Origin of the sequence: Sinorhizobium sp. FG01 (assembly GCF_002531875.1) — a bacterium.
In the GTDB taxonomy this organism is placed as follows: Bacteria; Pseudomonadota; Alphaproteobacteria; order Rhizobiales; family Rhizobiaceae; genus Sinorhizobium; species Sinorhizobium fredii_C.
The window spans coordinates 344116-359183 of sequence record NZ_NWTB01000004.1 but is presented as its reverse complement, the minus strand read 5'-3'; the positions used below and the strand labels follow the sequence as shown (position 1 = coordinate 359183).

General features: G+C 63.3%; 16 protein-coding genes, 1 pseudogene and 1 riboswitch. Of the genes and pseudogenes, 5 read left to right on the top strand and 12 right to left on the bottom strand.

The annotated features are described in order from the left end of the window. The first annotated feature begins 75 nt into the window (after positions 1–75). Positions 76–936: a LysR family transcriptional regulator gene (locus CO656_RS07195; RefSeq protein ID WP_037415210.1), complete on the top strand. Its 861-nt coding sequence runs from the start codon at positions 76–78 to the stop codon at positions 934–936. A 6-nt stretch (positions 937–942) separates the two neighbouring features. On the opposite strand, the gene CO656_RS07190 is transcribed toward CO656_RS07195, so the two are convergent. Together CO656_RS07190 and CO656_RS07185 are read right to left on the bottom strand one after the other, a co-directional pair. Continuing rightward, on the bottom strand, positions 943–2634 hold the full coding sequence (locus CO656_RS07190) for an alpha/beta-hydrolase family protein (RefSeq protein ID WP_097525284.1): 1692 nt from the start codon (positions 2632–2634) through the stop codon (positions 943–945). Between the two features lie 126 nt (positions 2635–2760). Next, positions 2761–3219, bottom strand: a complete 459-nt coding sequence (locus CO656_RS07185; protein ID WP_097525283.1) for an Lrp/AsnC family transcriptional regulator — start codon at positions 3217–3219, stop codon at positions 2761–2763. A gap of 127 nt (positions 3220–3346) precedes the next feature. Here CO656_RS07185 and CO656_RS07180 point away from each other — a divergent pair, with 127 nt between their 5' ends. After that, entirely contained in the window at positions 3347–4630 is a 1284-nt protein-coding gene (locus CO656_RS07180) for a cystathionine gamma-synthase family protein (RefSeq protein WP_037415202.1), read from the top strand. A gap of 26 nt (positions 4631–4656) precedes the next feature. On the opposite strand, the pseudogene CO656_RS07175 reads toward CO656_RS07180, so the two are convergent. Together CO656_RS07175 and CO656_RS07170 are read right to left on the bottom strand one after the other, a co-directional pair. Continuing rightward, positions 4657–5006 (bottom strand): annotated as a pseudogene (locus CO656_RS07175) (glyoxalase superfamily protein). Between the two features lie 38 nt (positions 5007–5044). Next, positions 5045–5524: an anthrone oxygenase family protein gene (locus CO656_RS07170; RefSeq protein WP_097525282.1), complete on the bottom strand. Its 480-nt coding sequence runs from the start codon at positions 5522–5524 to the stop codon at positions 5045–5047. A 178-nt stretch (positions 5525–5702) separates the two neighbouring features. Then, positions 5703–5980: riboswitch (cobalamin riboswitch) on the top strand. 39 nt (positions 5981–6019) lie between these two features. On the opposite strand from CO656_RS07170, the gene CO656_RS07165 reads away from it, so the two are divergent. Together CO656_RS07165 and CO656_RS07160 are read left to right on the top strand one after the other, a co-directional pair. Then, positions 6020–6196 (top strand): CbtB-domain containing protein, encoded by a 177-nt coding sequence (locus CO656_RS07165; RefSeq protein ID WP_014329031.1) that lies wholly within the window; start codon positions 6020–6022, stop codon positions 6194–6196. A 177-nt stretch (positions 6197–6373) separates the two neighbouring features. Then, entirely contained in the window at positions 6374–7159 is a 786-nt protein-coding gene (locus CO656_RS07160) for a CbtA family protein (RefSeq protein WP_037415192.1), read from the top strand. Positions 7160–7229: 70 nt separating this feature from the next. On the opposite strand, the gene CO656_RS07155 is transcribed toward CO656_RS07160, so the two are convergent. Together CO656_RS07155 and CO656_RS07150 are read right to left on the bottom strand one after the other, a co-directional pair. Then, complete coding sequence (locus tag CO656_RS07155; RefSeq protein WP_234819729.1) at positions 7230–8066, bottom strand: ferric iron reductase; 837 nt, start codon at positions 8064–8066, stop codon at positions 7230–7232. Positions 8067–8077: 11 nt separating this feature from the next. Then, on the bottom strand, positions 8078–9382 hold the full coding sequence (locus CO656_RS07150; protein WP_245428514.1) for a glucoamylase family protein: 1305 nt from the start codon (positions 9380–9382) through the stop codon (positions 8078–8080). 265 nt (positions 9383–9647) lie between these two features. Between CO656_RS07150 and CO656_RS07145 the strand changes: the two genes are divergently transcribed. Further along, positions 9648–10442 carry a DUF1194 domain-containing protein gene (locus CO656_RS07145; protein WP_037415187.1) on the top strand — a complete coding sequence of 265 codons (795 nt, stop codon included), beginning with the start codon at positions 9648–9650 and terminating at the stop codon, positions 10440–10442. Between the two features lie 116 nt (positions 10443–10558). Here CO656_RS07145 and CO656_RS07140 read toward each other — a convergent pair whose 3' ends face one another. From CO656_RS07140 to CO656_RS07115, 6 genes are all read right to left on the bottom strand, one after another. Further along, positions 10559–10792 carry a hypothetical protein gene (locus CO656_RS07140; protein ID WP_037415184.1) on the bottom strand — a complete coding sequence of 78 codons (234 nt, stop codon included), beginning with the start codon at positions 10790–10792 and terminating at the stop codon, positions 10559–10561. 188 nt (positions 10793–10980) lie between these two features. Next, positions 10981–12171: a YcaO-like family protein gene (locus tag CO656_RS07135; RefSeq protein ID WP_234819728.1), complete on the bottom strand. Its 1191-nt coding sequence runs from the start codon at positions 12169–12171 to the stop codon at positions 10981–10983. Between the two features lie 4 nt (positions 12172–12175). Next, positions 12176–12406: a hypothetical protein gene (locus tag CO656_RS07130; protein ID WP_097525280.1), complete on the bottom strand. Its 231-nt coding sequence runs from the start codon at positions 12404–12406 to the stop codon at positions 12176–12178. 20 nt (positions 12407–12426) lie between these two features. After that, positions 12427–14247: an adenylate cyclase gene (locus tag CO656_RS07125; RefSeq protein ID WP_176536492.1), complete on the bottom strand. Its 1821-nt coding sequence runs from the start codon at positions 14245–14247 to the stop codon at positions 12427–12429. A gap of 7 nt (positions 14248–14254) precedes the next feature. Next, a complete protein-coding gene (locus CO656_RS07120) occupies positions 14255–14695 on the bottom strand; it encodes a helix-turn-helix domain-containing protein (protein WP_234819727.1) in 441 nt (146 codons plus the stop codon). Between the two features lie 136 nt (positions 14696–14831). Continuing rightward, positions 14832–15038: a CsbD family protein gene (locus CO656_RS07115; protein WP_037387172.1), complete on the bottom strand. Its 207-nt coding sequence runs from the start codon at positions 15036–15038 to the stop codon at positions 14832–14834. Positions 15039–15068: the final 30 nt, after the last annotated feature.

Here is a 15068-nt window from a genome sequence, read left to right as displayed (position 1 = left end):
AGCAGGGAGAATCGGCTTTATTAATTGACATTTTCGATTAGATTGATTGCAGCATGCGTGAGGAGCAGCCCCAAGATGCAAGTCGATCTGATCGAAACCTTTCTGGATCTGATGGAGACGCGGAATTTCAACCGCACCGCCGAGCGGCTGAACATCACCCAGTCGACGGTTTCCCACCGCATCAAGGCGCTCGAGGCCCAGTTCAGCCGCAAGCTCTTTACCCGCAACAAGGGCGGCACGGTCCCGACCGCCTCGGGCCTGCGCTTTCTCGACTATGCGAAGGCCCTGCAGAATCAATGGCATGAGGCAACGCGCGCAGTCGCGAGCGCCGGCGCCTTGGAGCGCTCGATGCGGCTCGGCATCCAGCACGATCTCGCGGAAGCATTTGCCGGCCAATGGGTGGCGGCCATCCGGCGCGAATTGCCTGCAACGGAAATCTATATGGAGGCGGATTACTCGAACCAGATGAATCGCGATCTTGCCGCCGGGGAACTCGACCTGGCGCTTCTCTTTACACCGCATTATTTGCCTGACCTTCATTACGAACGGATCGGCGAACTGCATTACGTGCTGGTCAGCACCGAGGCCGGCGACCTGGCCGGCGTGAAGCCCGAGACCTATATCCGCTCCAGCTATTCGCCCGCCTTCGACCGTGCCCATCGGCTGGCGCTGCCGCACCTCTCGGCTGCCTCGCTCGCCGCCGGGCAGAGCATGGCGATCACCGGGCTGCTGCGCACTCTCGGGGGCGCCGCCTATCTGACAATCGCCACAGCCGAGCGGCTTTCCAACGACGGGGCCGCGGTCGTGGTCGCCGATGCGCCGGTCATCCCGCAGGCCATCTACGCGGCAACGAGCCTTCGCACCCGCCACGCGCACCAGCACCGCAAGATCATCGGCGCGATGGAAGGGCTGCTCGCCAATTCGGCGACGCCGTAATGCAGATCAGAACCTGCCCTTGAACTCCGCCTTCAACCGCGCGACATCCTCTCCCGTCACCCCTTGCGGATCGGTCACCGCCACCCAGGCGTCGATATAATGTTCCGGCGCGTAGACGTGGCCGTAACCGATCGTCGAGGTCGTGGCCAAAGCCATGTCGGCGAGGAGCTGCAGGCCGGTGACGACGGGAAACCAATTCAAGGCCGGAGAAACATCCGGCCCGCGCGGCGCCTTCATCCAGTCCGGCTCGCGGTACAAGGCGTGCGGATCGAAGAAGGTCACCGGATCGCTGGCATATTGCAGATAGACGATCCGCATCGCGCCCCAGTGCGCACCGGGAATATCGAGCGCGTTCTCCTGGTTGGTGAAGCGGATGATGGAACTGTCCCGGTAGCGCGGAAGCCAGGCGGGCGAACCGGCGACGCGGTCCGCCGTTACCGAGCGCCACAGCCCGCTCTGAAACGGCGGGCCGCTCCAGAGCGCACCCTGGAACGGGTCGCTGATGACATCGAAGAGATCGACAGACCCTTGTGAATTCATTGCCCCGAGACTCAATCCATGCAGATAGAGCTTGGGGCGCCGGTCCTTCGGCAGCGTGGTCCAGTAGCGGTAGACCTCGTCGAAGAGCGCGTTCGCCGCATCGGCGCCATAGCCCGGCTCGACGAGCAGCGACAGCCAACTCGTGAGGTAGGAATATTGCACCGCGACGCTCGCAACGTCACCATGCAGCAGATATTCGAGCGGATCGAGCGCTGCCGGATCGATCCAGCCGGTGCCCGTCGGAACGACGACGATCAGCGACTTGCGCTCGAAGCCTCCGGCGCGCTTCAGTTCTTCCAAAGCCAGCTTCGCTCTTTCCGGCGCCGTGTCGGCGGAGTTCAGCCCGACATAGACGCGCACGGGGTTTGACGCCGCGCCGTCGTAGAAGTCGCCGATCTGGGCGCCTGTCGGCCCCGAGGCGACAAACTGCCGCCCCTGCCGCCCAAGCTCGTCCCAGCGCACCAGCGACGCGTCGCTGCCGGTCTTGGCGGGATCGGTCGGGGGCGCGACGTCGGGATCGATCAGCGCATCGAGCTGCTGGAACGAACTGTCGGCGGCACGAAGCGCGAACTCGAAGATCACGCCATTTGCCAGCGACCAAAAGAGCGCGAGGGCGACCAGCCCACCAAGGGCGTTGGCGATCGGTCGCGTCAGGAAAACTTGCAGCCAGCGAGAAAGAACGCTGAAGGTGAACCGGAAGAGCCGTGCCAGGAAGATGAGAGCGGCGAACACCATGGAGGCTATGAGGCCGAGTTTGATGGGCTCGGCGCTTTCGATGGGCTCAAGCCCCATGATGCCACGGACGGTATTTTGCCACCCGGCTGCCTGCCAGAGAAACACGGCAGCTGCCGCTATGCAGACGATGGCGGCAGCGATCTTCAGCGTGCGCGCCCGCCGCGTCGTTGGCTCGGGCAGTTCGAAAAAGGACCAGAGCCAGCGCAGGAATGTCCCGATTGCGTAGCCGGCGGCGAGCGAAGCGCCGGAAATCACCGCCTGAATCAGATAGGGATGAGGAATGAGGCTCGGGGTCAACGAGACCGCGAAAAAGATCACGCCGACAAGCAGGCCGCTCGTCGAAAAGGACCGCAAGAGGTTTGCCAGATAGCGCGGGGCAGGCCGCGTCGCCGTCGACAGGTCCGTCTGTTGAAGGTGTTCCATGGCGGGCCTCCACGCTGCGGCATTGTCACTTTGTCGCCCGATAGCCAAGCGACGCATTGCGGCAATGTCGCCTTCCGCTCCCGCACAGTCAATCGGCACAACCCGACGATGAGCGGCAGTCACGCGCTAGATCCTCCTTTCCTTGATCGTGTTCATCACGAAGCTCGTCTCGATCGAGGCGACGCATTTCAGCCGGGCGATCTTCTCCTTGATGAAGCGCTCATAGTGATCGAGGCCGGAACTCATCACCTTCAGCACGTAGTCGCGCGAGCCGGTGACGAGGTGGCATTCGAGCACCTCGTCCCAGTCGCGGATCGCCTCTTCGAACATGACGATCTCGTCCTCGTGCTGGCGGCTGAGGCGGACCGTGGCGATCGCCGTCATCGTCCAGCCTTCGATGACCGGATCGACGAGCGCCGTATAGCCGCGGATGACGCCGGTTTCCTCCAGACGCCTGATCCGCCTGAGGCAGGGAGACGCAGAAAGGCCGACGCGCTCGGCCAGTTCGTTGTTGGTGATCCGGGCATCGGCGACCAGTTCCTTCAGGATGCGGCGATCCATCTCGTCGGCAATTTTCTGCGTCATCTTGCTGTAACCTCGGCAAAAACTTGCGCTCATCAAAACGAAGTGATCGCAAATAGCAAGGATCAGCCCGGGCGTTTGATATAAATTGGCGGATAGTGGAGTCCGCTAGCGCCCAGGGAGAGAAACCATGACCGCGCCGCATCCGTCGAAGACCCATATCGGCAACCACAAACTGCATCCCGAGACGCTGATGCTGAACTACGGTTACGATCCCGAGCTCTCGGAAGGCGCCGTCAAGCCCCCGGTGTTCCTGACTTCCACCTTCGTGTTCCACTCCGCCGAGGAAGGCCGCGACTTCTTCGATTTCGTCTCGGGACGGCGCGAACCGCCGGCGGGCGTCGGTGCCGGGCTCGTCTATTCCCGTTTCAATCACCCGAACAGCGAGATCGTCGAGGATCGGCTTGCCATATACGAACGCGCCGAGGCCGGCGCGCTCTTCTCCTCCGGCATGTCGGCAATCGCCACGACCCTGCTTGCCTTCGTGCGGCCCGGCGACGCAATCCTGCATTCACAGCCGCTATACGGCGGCACCGAGACGCTGCTCGCCAAGACCTTTCTCAATCTCGGCATCCACGCAGTCGGCTTTGCCGACGGCGTCGATGAAGCGGCCGTCAGCGCCGCCGCCGAGGAGGCCATGAGCAGGGGCCGGGTCGCCGCGGTCCTCGTCGAAACGCCGGCCAATCCCACCAACAGCCTCGTCGACGTCGCGATGATCCGCCGCATTGCCGAAAAGATCGGCGAAAGACAGGGGCAAAGGCCGATCGTCGCCTGCGACAACACCCTGCTCGGCCCGGTCTTCCAGCACCCGATCGACCACGGCGCGGACCTGTCGCTCTATTCGCTCACCAAGTATGTCGGCGGCCACTCCGACCTGATCGCCGGCGCCGTGCTCGGCTCGAAGGCGCTGATCAAACAGGTGAAGGCGCTGCGCGGCTCGATCGGCACGCAGCTCGACCCGCATTCCTGCTGGATGCTCGGCCGGTCGCTCGAAACGCTGTCGGTCCGGATGGAGAAGGCGAACGAGAATGCCCGGATCGTCGCCGAGTTCCTGCGCGACCACCCGAAGGTCGAAGGGATCCACTATCTGCCCTTCCACGACGAAGCCTCGCCGGTCGGGCGGACCTTTGCCGCGCAATGCACCGGCGCCGGCTCGACCTTCTCCTTCGACATCGCCGGCGGCCAGGAGGCAGCCTTCCGTTTCTTGAACGCCCTGCAGATCTTCAAGCTCGCCGTCAGCCTCGGGGGCACGGAATCGCTTGCGAGCCACCCGGCGGCGATGACTCATTCGGGCGTGCCGATCGAGGTGCGGCGCCGGATCGGCGTGCTCGAATCGACTATCCGCCTGTCGATCGGCATCGAGCACCCGGACGACCTCGTCGCCGACGTCGCGAACGCTCTGACGACCGTCTGATCCATTGAGCGGGGGCCGTCCCCCGATCAATGCGTCAGAATATTGACTACGTTGCCGAACGGATCGCGCACGAAGAGCGTCGCACACCCCAGGGTTCGTCAGTGATGTCATAGACGATTTCGATGCCGGCCGCCTTCGCGCGCCGATAGACTTCGTCGACATCGTCCACCTCGATCGAGAGCGCCGGCACCGGCGTTCCCGATCCGCCTTCAATGGCAAAGCTGACCTGCGGCATTGCCGATCCGCCTTCCGCCGCAAAGGTGACCAGCCAGCCGTGATCCATCACCACGTTGAGGCCAAGCAGATCCGTATAGAAACTGCGCGCGCGTTGCGGATCGGATACTTGAAGATTGGGCACGATGCGTCGGACTGCCATTGGATCCTCCCCAGTTTCATCGTCCTCTTTCCTAGGCTTCAGCCGCGTTGAAAGCCAAGCGTGAAAAGGGCGAGCGAAGCTATCGAAGCGATCGTGCGGACATGGTTCCACCAGACCCAATCGGTCAAGTAGCGCTGCTGCCAGACTTCGGTGGCGGCCTCGACCGAAGTGGCATTCGCCAGCGCGTTGTTGAGCGGAACGTTAAAGACCATCGTCACCGCGAATGTGCCGGCGAGGTAGACGAGTCCGCCCGCCGCCAGGAGATAGCTCCCCTCCCCGCCCCAGATGAAAGCGGCAGCTATGAGGATCACGCCGAGCAGCGCCGTGCCCATGAAGGCGGCGAAGAACAACGGATTCTGGATCACGACGTTGATCGCGTTCATGGCAGCAACGCCCTGCTCCGCCGGCAATCGCCGCAGCGCCTGCATGATGCAGACGGAAAAGACGAAGAAGAGCCCGGCCATAAGTCCGGATCCGATGACGGCGGCAAAGGACAGGGCAGGAACAAGGGCAAGCATCGCACGGACCCCGGGTCGATCGTGCGGCCTGCGGCCGCACGCGCTGCCCAAGAGATAACCGACCAATGCGATATAGTCATCAGGAGTTGTTCCCCATGTGGCGGGCAACGCGAAATGCGCGCAACCCTCTCCTCCACTTTCCACCGCGGCGCGATTGACATCATTGGCGGCCACACCTAATCATCGCTGATCGGTTGGTTCCCGGAATGCGAACGTGTTTCGGGAGTAAACGGGAATGTGACGGATGGACCCAAGCTGGGCATCTCAATCACTGCCGACCCCGCGACTGTAGAGCAGCGTGAATTTGCCGTTCCGGAGCAATCCGGAAGAAGCCACTGGAACAGCCGCGAGAGGGCGGTTCGGTTCTGGGAAGGCGAGGCAAATCCTTGGTGACTAGGCTAGCCTGGGCACCTGACGCTGCGAGCCAGGAAACCTGCCAAGCGATACGGGCATAGTGCCCAAGGGGAATATCCCATTGCCATCACGGAGGTTGTCATGGCTACGTCTACAGTTTCGAGCATTCCGCTCTCCCTCAGCGACCGTCTGACCGCGGGCATCATCGCCCTCATGATCGGTGGCTTCCTCGTTTTCGGTGCCGGCCTGGCGAATTCGGCCGTGCTGCACGACACGGCACACGACACGCGCCATTCCTACGGCTTCCCCTGCCACTAAGCGAAGTCATGGAGCGCCTGCCGCGTTCCACACCAAACGATACAACAATCGACCCTCCGGTGCTCGGAGCGCGCGTCGTGCGTCTGGCACGCGCCCGCGCCTTCAAGCGCCGGCTTGCGTCGATGGAATCGGGCCGGCTTACCGCAAGGCGGCCACGCCCGCTGAGGAAAATCGACAATGATCGTCAAGACACTTCTGGCCGCGGTCGTGGCCGGGCTGATCGCCGGCGTCTTCATGACCGGCGCCCAGGAATTGCGGGTCACGCCGCTTATCCTGCATGCGGAAGAATTCGAGGGCGAAGCGCCGGCTGCAACCGGGCAGCCCGCCGGCGAGCAGCCGGCCACGGATCATCAGCAGCATTCGTCGCTGAAAGGATCCCAGATGTTAGGCGAGATGCTCGCAGCACTTTCGCCGGTCACCCCCGCCTATGCCCATGAGGGCGAAGAACACGAGGAAGGCGGCATCATGTTCGGCATGAGCCGCTTTTCCGGCACGCTTGCCGCCAATCTGGTCACCGGCGCCGGCTTCTCGTTGCTGCTTGCAGGCATCAGCCTGATGATCGGCTACCCGATCACGCTTGCCAATGGCGCGCTCTGGGGCGCCTTCGGCTGGCTCGCCGTGCACCTGCTTCCGGCCGTAGGCCTGCCGCCGGAACTGCCGGGCTTTCCGGCGGCCGAGCTTGGCGACCGGCAGCTCTGGTGGGGGGCGACGGTGCTACTCTCGGCCGTGGGACTCTATCTGCTGGCACTCCGCCCGGAAATCGTCGCCAAGCTCGCGGGTCTCGTCCTAGTCGCCGCTCCCCATCTTTATGGTGCGCCGCAGCCGCTCGACATTTCCAGCAACGTGCCGGCTGTGCTCGGCGCCGAGTTCGCCGTCGCCGCGCTTGCGACGACGCTCGCCTTCTGGCTGGTGCTCGGCATCGTCTCCGGTTTCATCAACGACCGGTTTCTCCGGGCGCACTAACCGGCCCCCGCGCCTTCGCCGCTTGTCCTCTCCCCGCCTGCGGGCAGCACGCGGGGAGAAGGCAAGGGTCTCATTTGCTATCGAGCAGGTGGGCCCGCAGCATCTCTCGTCGAAGCTCGGGCTCGAGCAGCACGCAGGTGTCGCAGAAGCTGCCGCCCTCGGCACGATAGAAAAGGCAACAGCCGCCGCGGATCCGGTAGGTCCTGGAGCGAAGCTCTCCCCCACTGCCGGAGGCCGCTTCGATCTTTTCGTAGTGAAGCTGCCGCGAGGCAAGCGGCGAGTGGGCCTTTTTGACGATCGCCAGCGCCTGCCCCGTCGCCCTGTCCTCCCGTTGCCGCCGCCGCCCGATCTCCAGGAAAGCGCCGGCGAGACTGTCCGCGGCCAACCGCCATTGCGCGCGCGCTGACAGGCCGCAGCGGCGTTTCAGCAGCGCGATCACCGGCTTCAGATGCGCAACGAAGGCATCGTGAAAGCGTCGAGTCGGCTCGTCCGGCTCGATCTCACTCTCGCTCCGCGGAAGGTCGACGAGGAAATGAAAGCGGCCGGCCACAAGCGACCTCCCGTCGCGGGCACGCAAATAGGTTTCGAAACGCAGGCCCGCGACCACCGGAACAAGGCCGCTCACAAGATAGATCGCGCCCGCCGCAAGGCTCAGCTGATGGCTGTAGAAGGCGACCAGGTGCGCCGCTCGAATCTTATCGTCCATGCCGGACGCGAAACGGTCCTGATAGGCCAGGCAGGTCTCGAGGTTTGCCGGCTTCGACCAGAAAGCGTCTGGCGATTGGAAATGTGCGTCAGAGGTCGCGACCGAACAGGCGACCTCCGGAATGGAGGCCGCCAGCCATTCGATCGCGGCAGCCGCCTCCATGACCGCTCTGCTTTCCCGCTGCCGATGCCCCTGCCCCATGCTCCGTCCCATCAAGCCGCGCCGGGTGTCAGCCAGCCCCCTTCGAATCCAGCCCTTTTCAGCCCCCGGCTGAAGTCCGGGATACTGCGCGTCAGTTCCCAGATGAGGCCGCTTCTCCAGTTCTCGATCATCATGACGGACAGCCCCTGGTCAAGCCCGACAATCCTGTCGTCGACCCAGCCCTCGCGCCCTGCGCCCGGCAGGCTCGGATTGAAGCCGCCGGGAAGGCGGCCGTCGCGAAGCAGTGCCGGATAATGCGCGAGCAGATGCGAAAGGCTATCCAGGCAGTCGTCCGGTGCGAAGGGCAGTCCGGCAAGCGGAGCCCAAGGGACCAGGGTCCCGTCATCGGCGCCGAACGGAGCGCCTCGTGCCGCATAGCCCAGAAGCCTCTGCCGCCGGCCGTCACGCAGCCGCATCCAGCCCTTCGGCGCATGGCAGGCGCTGAAGCCCCAGAGGTTGCGGCAATAGCCGGAAAAGCCATGAGGATTCTCTTCCGCATGCGCCCGCTGAAGCGCGATCGCTCGGCAGCTGTTCGCGAAATAGTCGCTGCTTGCCGCCCGCATTCCCGTATCGCCTATGCCTCGGAAGTCGATCCAGGCATGGGGAAAGAGGTGGATGAACAACGCGCCCGCGTGCAGGTGCGACATCCCGCCAATCGTCAGCCATTCATGTGCCACCGAATAGGCGCCGTAGTTCTCCGGCGCAATGGGTAGGCTAGTGGAGCCTAGCGCCAGGACATAGAGGAGCAGCGCCTCGCTATAGCCGCGCCAACGGTGCTTCAGGAAACGCCCCGGCGGCCTCCAGCCCATCGTCAGAGTATCGCCGCGGTTGAGCGCCCAGGCCCAATCCGCCCGCTCATATAGTCGCGCTGCAAGACTGCGGATTTCCGTTTCGTTCGGATCTGGCCCCGAGAAATAGGCCGCGGCCGTCAGTGCGCCGGCCAGAAGCAGCGCCGTGTCGATGGTCGAGAGTTCGCTGTTCCAGGCGCGCTCGCCCGTTCGCATGTCCAGAAAATGAAAGTAGAAGCCGCGGTATCCCGTTGCGAGCCTATCGCTCCCCTGCCGGCTGCCATCAAGAAAGCGCAAGGTCGTGAGTACGCGGTGACCTGCATCCCCCCGCCGCATCCAACCGCGCTCGACGGCGACCGGATAGCAGGACAGTCCGAAGCCGGTGGCCGCGATACTCGATGGCGACCCCGCCCGCGAGGTGTCGGCGACGAGCCCCGTTCGCGCATCGGTGTAATCAAGGAAATACTCAAAGGCGGCGCGTTGCAGCCGATCGGCGAGGGCGATGTTCTCCGGCGGGAAATGAAGCATGGCGAGGTTCTGTTGGACGATCATGGCCAGATTGGGTGCAAGCGGCGCCGGCGACAGCGTTGGAAGATGCGAATTGGCCCCTTTTTTCAAAGTGACCGTTCGAGCCGCTTCCCTCTCTCAGACGCCAATCAAATAATATTGAGATCGCGGCCGACCGGGACAGTCGCCGATTTGCAATCCTGTGGTACATTCTGTTTTGAAGCTCGACGGTTTTGAGACGCGGGCTCGGAAGTCCGACTGTAGATCATGACGATTGGCGGATGCGATGTTGAGCATGCTGGCATTGATCATGGCGCTCAGTGGCAGCCCGATGCAGACGGCCGCCACGCCCCCGAATGTCGATGTGGAGCTGGTTCTCGCTGTCGACATGTCCGGCTCGATGGACATGGAGGAAGCGCGGGTGCAGCGTTCCGGCTATGTGCAGGCGCTTAGGCATCCGGATTTCATCAACGCGGTAAAGGGGGGATATCTCGGCCGCATTGCCATCGGCTATTTCGAATGGGCGGGCATGGTGAACGAGGCTTCTGTCGTCACGTGGCAGGTGATCGAAGGTGCCGAGGATGCCGAAGCCTTCGCGGCCAAGCTCGAGGCCCGGCCGATCGGAACGCGGCGCGGCACCTCGATTTCGAACGCGATCATCTTCGGCACGAGTCTGATCGATACCAATGCCTTTTCGGGCGTGCGCCGCGTCATCGACATTTCCGGCGATGGCCCCAACAATACCGGGCCGCCCGTCGCCCCTGCCCGCAACGACGCGGTTGCGCGAGGCATTGTCATCAACGGTCTCTCGATCCTGATCCGCCCGTCCGTGTCGACCGGTCCGCTCGATCAGTATTATGCGGAATGCGTGATCGGCGGGCCCGGCTCCTTCGTTCTTCCGGTGCACGAGGCAGAGGATTTCGCAATCGCCATCCGTCAGAAGCTGATCCTCGAGGTGAGCGGGGTGGCGCCTCCCCTTAGGCTCAGCTTCGCTGCGACCGAGACGGCAACGGATTGCATGATCGGTGAAAAGCTACGGCCAGGCTTTCTCGACAGGGTCTATCCGGAACTCGACCGGTAAGCCTTTGGCTGAAAGACTCTGCCGCGCCGCGGAGGCGGCGCTGCTGGATCCCTGTGACAAGCACAAGGATTGGGGCGCGAAAATATGACCGGCGCTATAAGCACAGCCCGGGGCGCTCACTGCAGCAGGCGAACGCCGCCCGCGAAATCGGCTCCTGCGGCTGCGAACTCACGCCGATCGCGCAGTTCGCTGGTGACAGCCTGAAGCGCCATGTCGATGCAATATTCCAGCGCCTGCGCGTCCAAGGCGCGGGCGCTGTCGCGGATATGGGCCAGCATTCTGGCAATGCTCGCAAGTTCCGCTTCATGGTCCGCCGCTGCCGAAATAGAGTTAGTCATCCGAACCCCCATAGCCTGTACTACCCTCGCGAAGGGACTATAAAGGAATTTCCCGTTCGCGCGCGTTGCACGAGCGTTGCACACCCTTCAGTGGTGTTACGCGACAGTTTCGCCAATCCGCGCCGGGGTATTTTACGCGCGCTCGCCTGCCTCTTGCAGTTCCATTTGGCACAGGAAGCTCCGGGCGCGGCCGCACCGCCTCACGACGAAATCGCCCTCGACAGCGCACGCGACCCGAAGCGGCGCGCCCGCTCGCCGTCGGGACTCTCAAGGTCCGGCACGAGCACTTTGACGACAGCGAAGGGCAGATCGTCACGAGAGAGCGTGACCGCGATGACAGACCGCACACCCGCCTTCTTCACACAGGAGATCGTGTAGCTTAGCAATTCCTCGACAGGCGTGACCGTGTGGGCGACCGGTGTCGTCATCGGCCGCGGCGTTGCGAGAAAGGCGCGCCGCGTCGACTCCGGCAAGGGCCGGCTGAAGGTCTCGGGGTAAACGTCGTCGCGAGCGCCGCCGATATAGGTGAGCCGCGACTGCGCTGCCTCCGTCACCGCGCGGATCGCAGCCCGGACGGCGGACGGATGCGCGCCGCAACCGCTCGTGACCTCGACGAAGCGGAGATTTCCGGCAGTCGCCGTGCCGCGCGGGCCGAGCAGCGCCAGCAAGCACGGAATGCCGGTGTCGCTGGTGATGTCGAAAAGCCGCAACTCGAGCTCCGCCGCCTCGATGCGGCCGATGAGCGCGTCGAGGGCCGGGTCGTCAAGATCCTCCGGGGCCACGCATGCCCGGTGGCGGGCCTCCTCGCCGGAGACGCGCCACAAGACATGCGCGTCACGCTCGACCCGCTCGAGCAAGCCATGCAGGATTGCCTCCGGCATGGTGTTGCCCGATGCCAGCCCATCCGACGACATCCAGAAACGCGAAGGCCTCGTGCGATCGAGAAGCACCGCTTCGAGCGGGACGAGGACCTCGTGGCCGGAGATCAGATCGGTGCCGCCGGCCCATTCGATCGCCTCGTCCGGGGGGATATCGTCCCACCCCGCCGCGATCAGCGCGCCGAGGCTATCGTACGCCCGGCCGGAGGCACGCAGATTGTCGGGCGTCTCCACGACCACCTCGACGTCCGGCTCGCCGGCGACTGCCCGCTCAAGCGCCTCCATGACCGCGGATGCACGCGCCTCCGCATCCGTCCGCCCCTTGCCCTGCGCGACGACGATCGACTGCGAGTTCGGCGTATAGGCGCACCAGACCGGGATCCCGATCTTGTCGAGCCCCGTGTGCCGGGCGACCCTCGTCACGCCGAAGGCGGCGAGACAGGGTCGAACGCGATGAAAAGTTTCGTCCGGCGTGCATACCCTGTCGGAATAGCCATCCCCAGGGTTCGCCAAACGGTCAATATCCGGTTCGGTCGCCGTCAAAGTGGCCCGCAAAGACATCATCGACTGACGATACGGCGACCGCGAGATCGACATTCTTGGCGATGACGGCGCCCGGCTTTCGGAACCCGTTCACGACCGCTAGATCGCCCGTCACCGAGTTAAGCGGCGTGACTGTTCGGTTTCCAAGATCTGCCACCCAAAGGCCCGACTCCCCCGGAATCCCGATCACAACGACTTTGGCCATATTTCCCCCTTAAGCCCCTGTTAAAAACCCGCCTTCTTCAGCCCTTCTCGATAAAGATCTTTCTGCCATTGCTCCTTCATCGGAACGACGGCCAACCATTTGTCCAAGTCGAAAGACGGGTTTGCCTTCAAAGCCCGCATCCTGTGCTGCCGCGCCTTCTTTCGGTCGCCAAGCATCGCCCAACTTGCAGCGACGATTCTGTCAGCCGGCGTCTTGTCCTTCATCCTTTGAACGAAACCGATGCAGTCCTCGTACTGTCCTAGGAAATAGCTGGCACCCGCGGCACTCCACAGATAGGCATCCGGTGCTAGTGGATTGAGCGCCAGCGCCTTACCGAGCTTGTCAAGAGCTTCGGCCGGACGCGCGACGTGGACCAGCGTATCCGCGTGGCTGTAAAGAACGTCGGCATAGTGCGGGCTCAACTGCTCTGCCCGGTCGAGGGAATCAAGGCTTTCGTCCAGATCGCCTTGGTAGAGTTTTACGACCCCTGCTTCGCGGTGAGCCGCAGGGAGATGATCGTTGCTCGCAATGGCGTCCTTCACATGGCGCTCCGCTGTCGAAAGGAGCTCATTGTCGCCGCGGGCGGTTAGAAGCCATTCATTGACGTAGGTTCGGGCAATGCCGCTCAGCGCCGGTGCAAAGTCCTGCCTATACTTCAATGCCTCGCGGAAATCGCGGCGCGCCCTGCGAACATCTGGGAGGCCGAGTCCGGAAAGATGTCGCAATCCCCCGAGATAGGCATAGTAAGCCTCCGGATGCGTCACGAAATCGAAGTGGTCTGCCTGTCTCGTCTCCACCTGCTCTGTCACCGCCCGGGCAACATGGTAAGCGATATCCTGCCGCTGCTTGACGAGGCCCGCGGGCGAGATTGGAAAGCGATCGGCCCAGACGATCTGGTCGGTGGGCAGGAAAATGAGCTGCGTGAAGAGCCCCTGGTCCGACATGCGGCAATCGAGCGCGTAGGTGACGCCGTGCCGCTCGAGAAACGCCGCCTTGTCCGCCGCTTCTCGGATGCGCTCGGCGGTATAGGGTGCGACGACCGTCATCGACCTCAGCGAACAGAGCCCGATCGTTATGTCCTCGATCACCGCCACGCTGACCGCATGAAGCATCGGATCGCTACCGAAGGCGGCCGGCGGAAGCAGCGCGACACGCGGCAAGCGCACGGTTTCCGACCCACCCGCTTGCGTCCCCCATTCAGAGAATTCGGCTTGCTGCAAAGTTGCTGCGCTCGGAGTTCTGATACTTAGAAACTGACCGTGGCTTACGCGCTGGAGGATCTCGCGAACGGCTCCATCCGAGGGGTCGAGCTCCAGCAGATGCGCACAGGCGGCGCGCAACGTCGGCCGGTCCGCGGACCGTCGTTCCACATCGATGAGTGCGCTCCGCAGTACCTCCGTGAAGCTGCGTCGCTTTTCCATCGCCCAGTCCGCGTAGCGTCCGGGCGGCAGATCCGCCGAAGACAGGAACGTATCGCGCCAGAGCGAAAGGCCGTTGCGGAAGCTCTCTTCGGAGCCGTCTAACTCCTCGAAGCCGGAGACATCGCAGGAGATCGGCCCCAACGCCACCTCCGTCTCCGTGGCAGACAGAACCGCACCGGCGGGCGTCACCAGGTGTTGCATGCGCCACAAGGTCGAGCGCAGGTTCTTGAACGCGACGCTTTTTTCCCTGTCCGGCCAGACCATGGTCGCGAGCTTGTCGCGGGTCGCGACTTTTTGCCCGGACGCCGAGAGATAGGCGAGGATCAACAGGCCGCGCTCGGGACACGCGACAGCGCCGCCGGCCGCATCGCTCAGCCGCAATTCGCCGAAGGTCCTGAGGTGATAGCCAGCCCCCGTCAAGACCACCTCAACCGACCGATAGAACCAAGGTCCTGCCGCCCCAGAGACCGGGCCGGATAATACGCCACCGCCTGACGATCCGCGATCGGAAAACCATCGATGTGCTCACGTCCTTCCCTCCAACCGTCTTCGGCACCCCGCCATCCGTCGCCCCCAGCGCATCCTCGAAGAAAAAAGAAAAATGCACCTGCAGAACGTCCGCCATCGTCAGCAACTGGGTCGCGCACACGCGGCCTGTCCCCTGTTCGTAGCTTCGGACTTGCGCTACCGACACACCGAGCGCCGCGCCGAAATTCTTCTCGTCCATTCTCAATCCCTCGCGGCGCATTCGGATACGTTGGCCGACGAAAGCGTCAACTGCATTGGCCTGATCGGGCACTTTTCGCCTCCGCGCGAGCTGGCTGAGCTGCTTATTTTCAAGGATGCTTGAAAAGCGGAAGCGATGCAACTCGGGGCTTCGCGTGATGCACAAGGTTCTCGTTTGCGTTTTGGATGCACTGCACGCCCTCACCGCAGTGCAGCACCGGAACGTGCCTCCTCCGACGCAAAGAAAACCCCGCACGAAGCGGGGCTAGTTTTGGGGGTCAGTTCCAGGTTTGTCGATTGTACCAATCATCGAGATCCCGATGCACACGGTCCTTTTCGATGCCGTACCGCTCCTGAATCTTGCCCTCCAGCTGATCCATGTTGCCGTTGATCTGGTCAAGATCATCGTCGGTCAATTTGCCCCACTGCTCCTTGATCTTGCCCTTCACCTGTTTCCAGTTACCTTCGACTCGATTCCAATCCATGCCGTTTTCCTCCTGGCTTGTGACAGTCCT

Bases quoted from the DNA above. Each gene is read 5' to 3' on its own strand.
- CO656_RS07115 (WP_037387172.1), bottom strand. From the start codon at position 15,038: ATGGATTGGAATCGAGTCGAAGGTAACTGGAAACAGGTGAAGGGCAAG.
- CO656_RS07190 (WP_097525284.1), bottom strand. From the start codon at position 2,634: ATGGAACACCTTCAACAGACGGACCTGTCGACGGCGACGCGGCCTGCC.
- CO656_RS07145 (WP_037415187.1), top strand. From the start codon at position 9,648: ATGTTGAGCATGCTGGCATTGATCATGGCGCTCAGTGGCAGCCCGATG.
- CO656_RS07130 (WP_097525280.1), bottom strand. From the start codon at position 12,406: ATGGCCAAAGTCGTTGTGATCGGGATTCCGGGGGAGTCGGGCCTTTGG.
- CO656_RS07160 (WP_037415192.1), top strand. From the start codon at position 6,374: ATGATCGTCAAGACACTTCTGGCCGCGGTCGTGGCCGGGCTGATCGCC.
- CO656_RS07195 (WP_037415210.1), top strand. From the start codon at position 76: ATGCAAGTCGATCTGATCGAAACCTTTCTGGATCTGATGGAGACGCGG.
- CO656_RS07185 (WP_097525283.1), bottom strand. From the start codon at position 3,219: ATGACGCAGAAAATTGCCGACGAGATGGATCGCCGCATCCTGAAGGAA.
- CO656_RS07155 (WP_234819729.1), bottom strand. From the start codon at position 8,066: ATGGGGCAGGGGCATCGGCAGCGGGAAAGCAGAGCGGTCATGGAGGCG.
- CO656_RS07165 (WP_014329031.1), top strand. From the start codon at position 6,020: ATGGCTACGTCTACAGTTTCGAGCATTCCGCTCTCCCTCAGCGACCGT.
- CO656_RS07150 (WP_245428514.1), bottom strand. From the start codon at position 9,382: ATGCTTCATTTCCCGCCGGAGAACATCGCCCTCGCCGATCGGCTGCAA.
- CO656_RS07170 (WP_097525282.1), bottom strand. From the start codon at position 5,524: ATGCTTGCCCTTGTTCCTGCCCTGTCCTTTGCCGCCGTCATCGGATCC.
- CO656_RS07140 (WP_037415184.1), bottom strand. From the start codon at position 10,792: ATGGGGGTTCGGATGACTAACTCTATTTCGGCAGCGGCGGACCATGAA.
- CO656_RS07180 (WP_037415202.1), top strand. From the start codon at position 3,347: ATGACCGCGCCGCATCCGTCGAAGACCCATATCGGCAACCACAAACTG.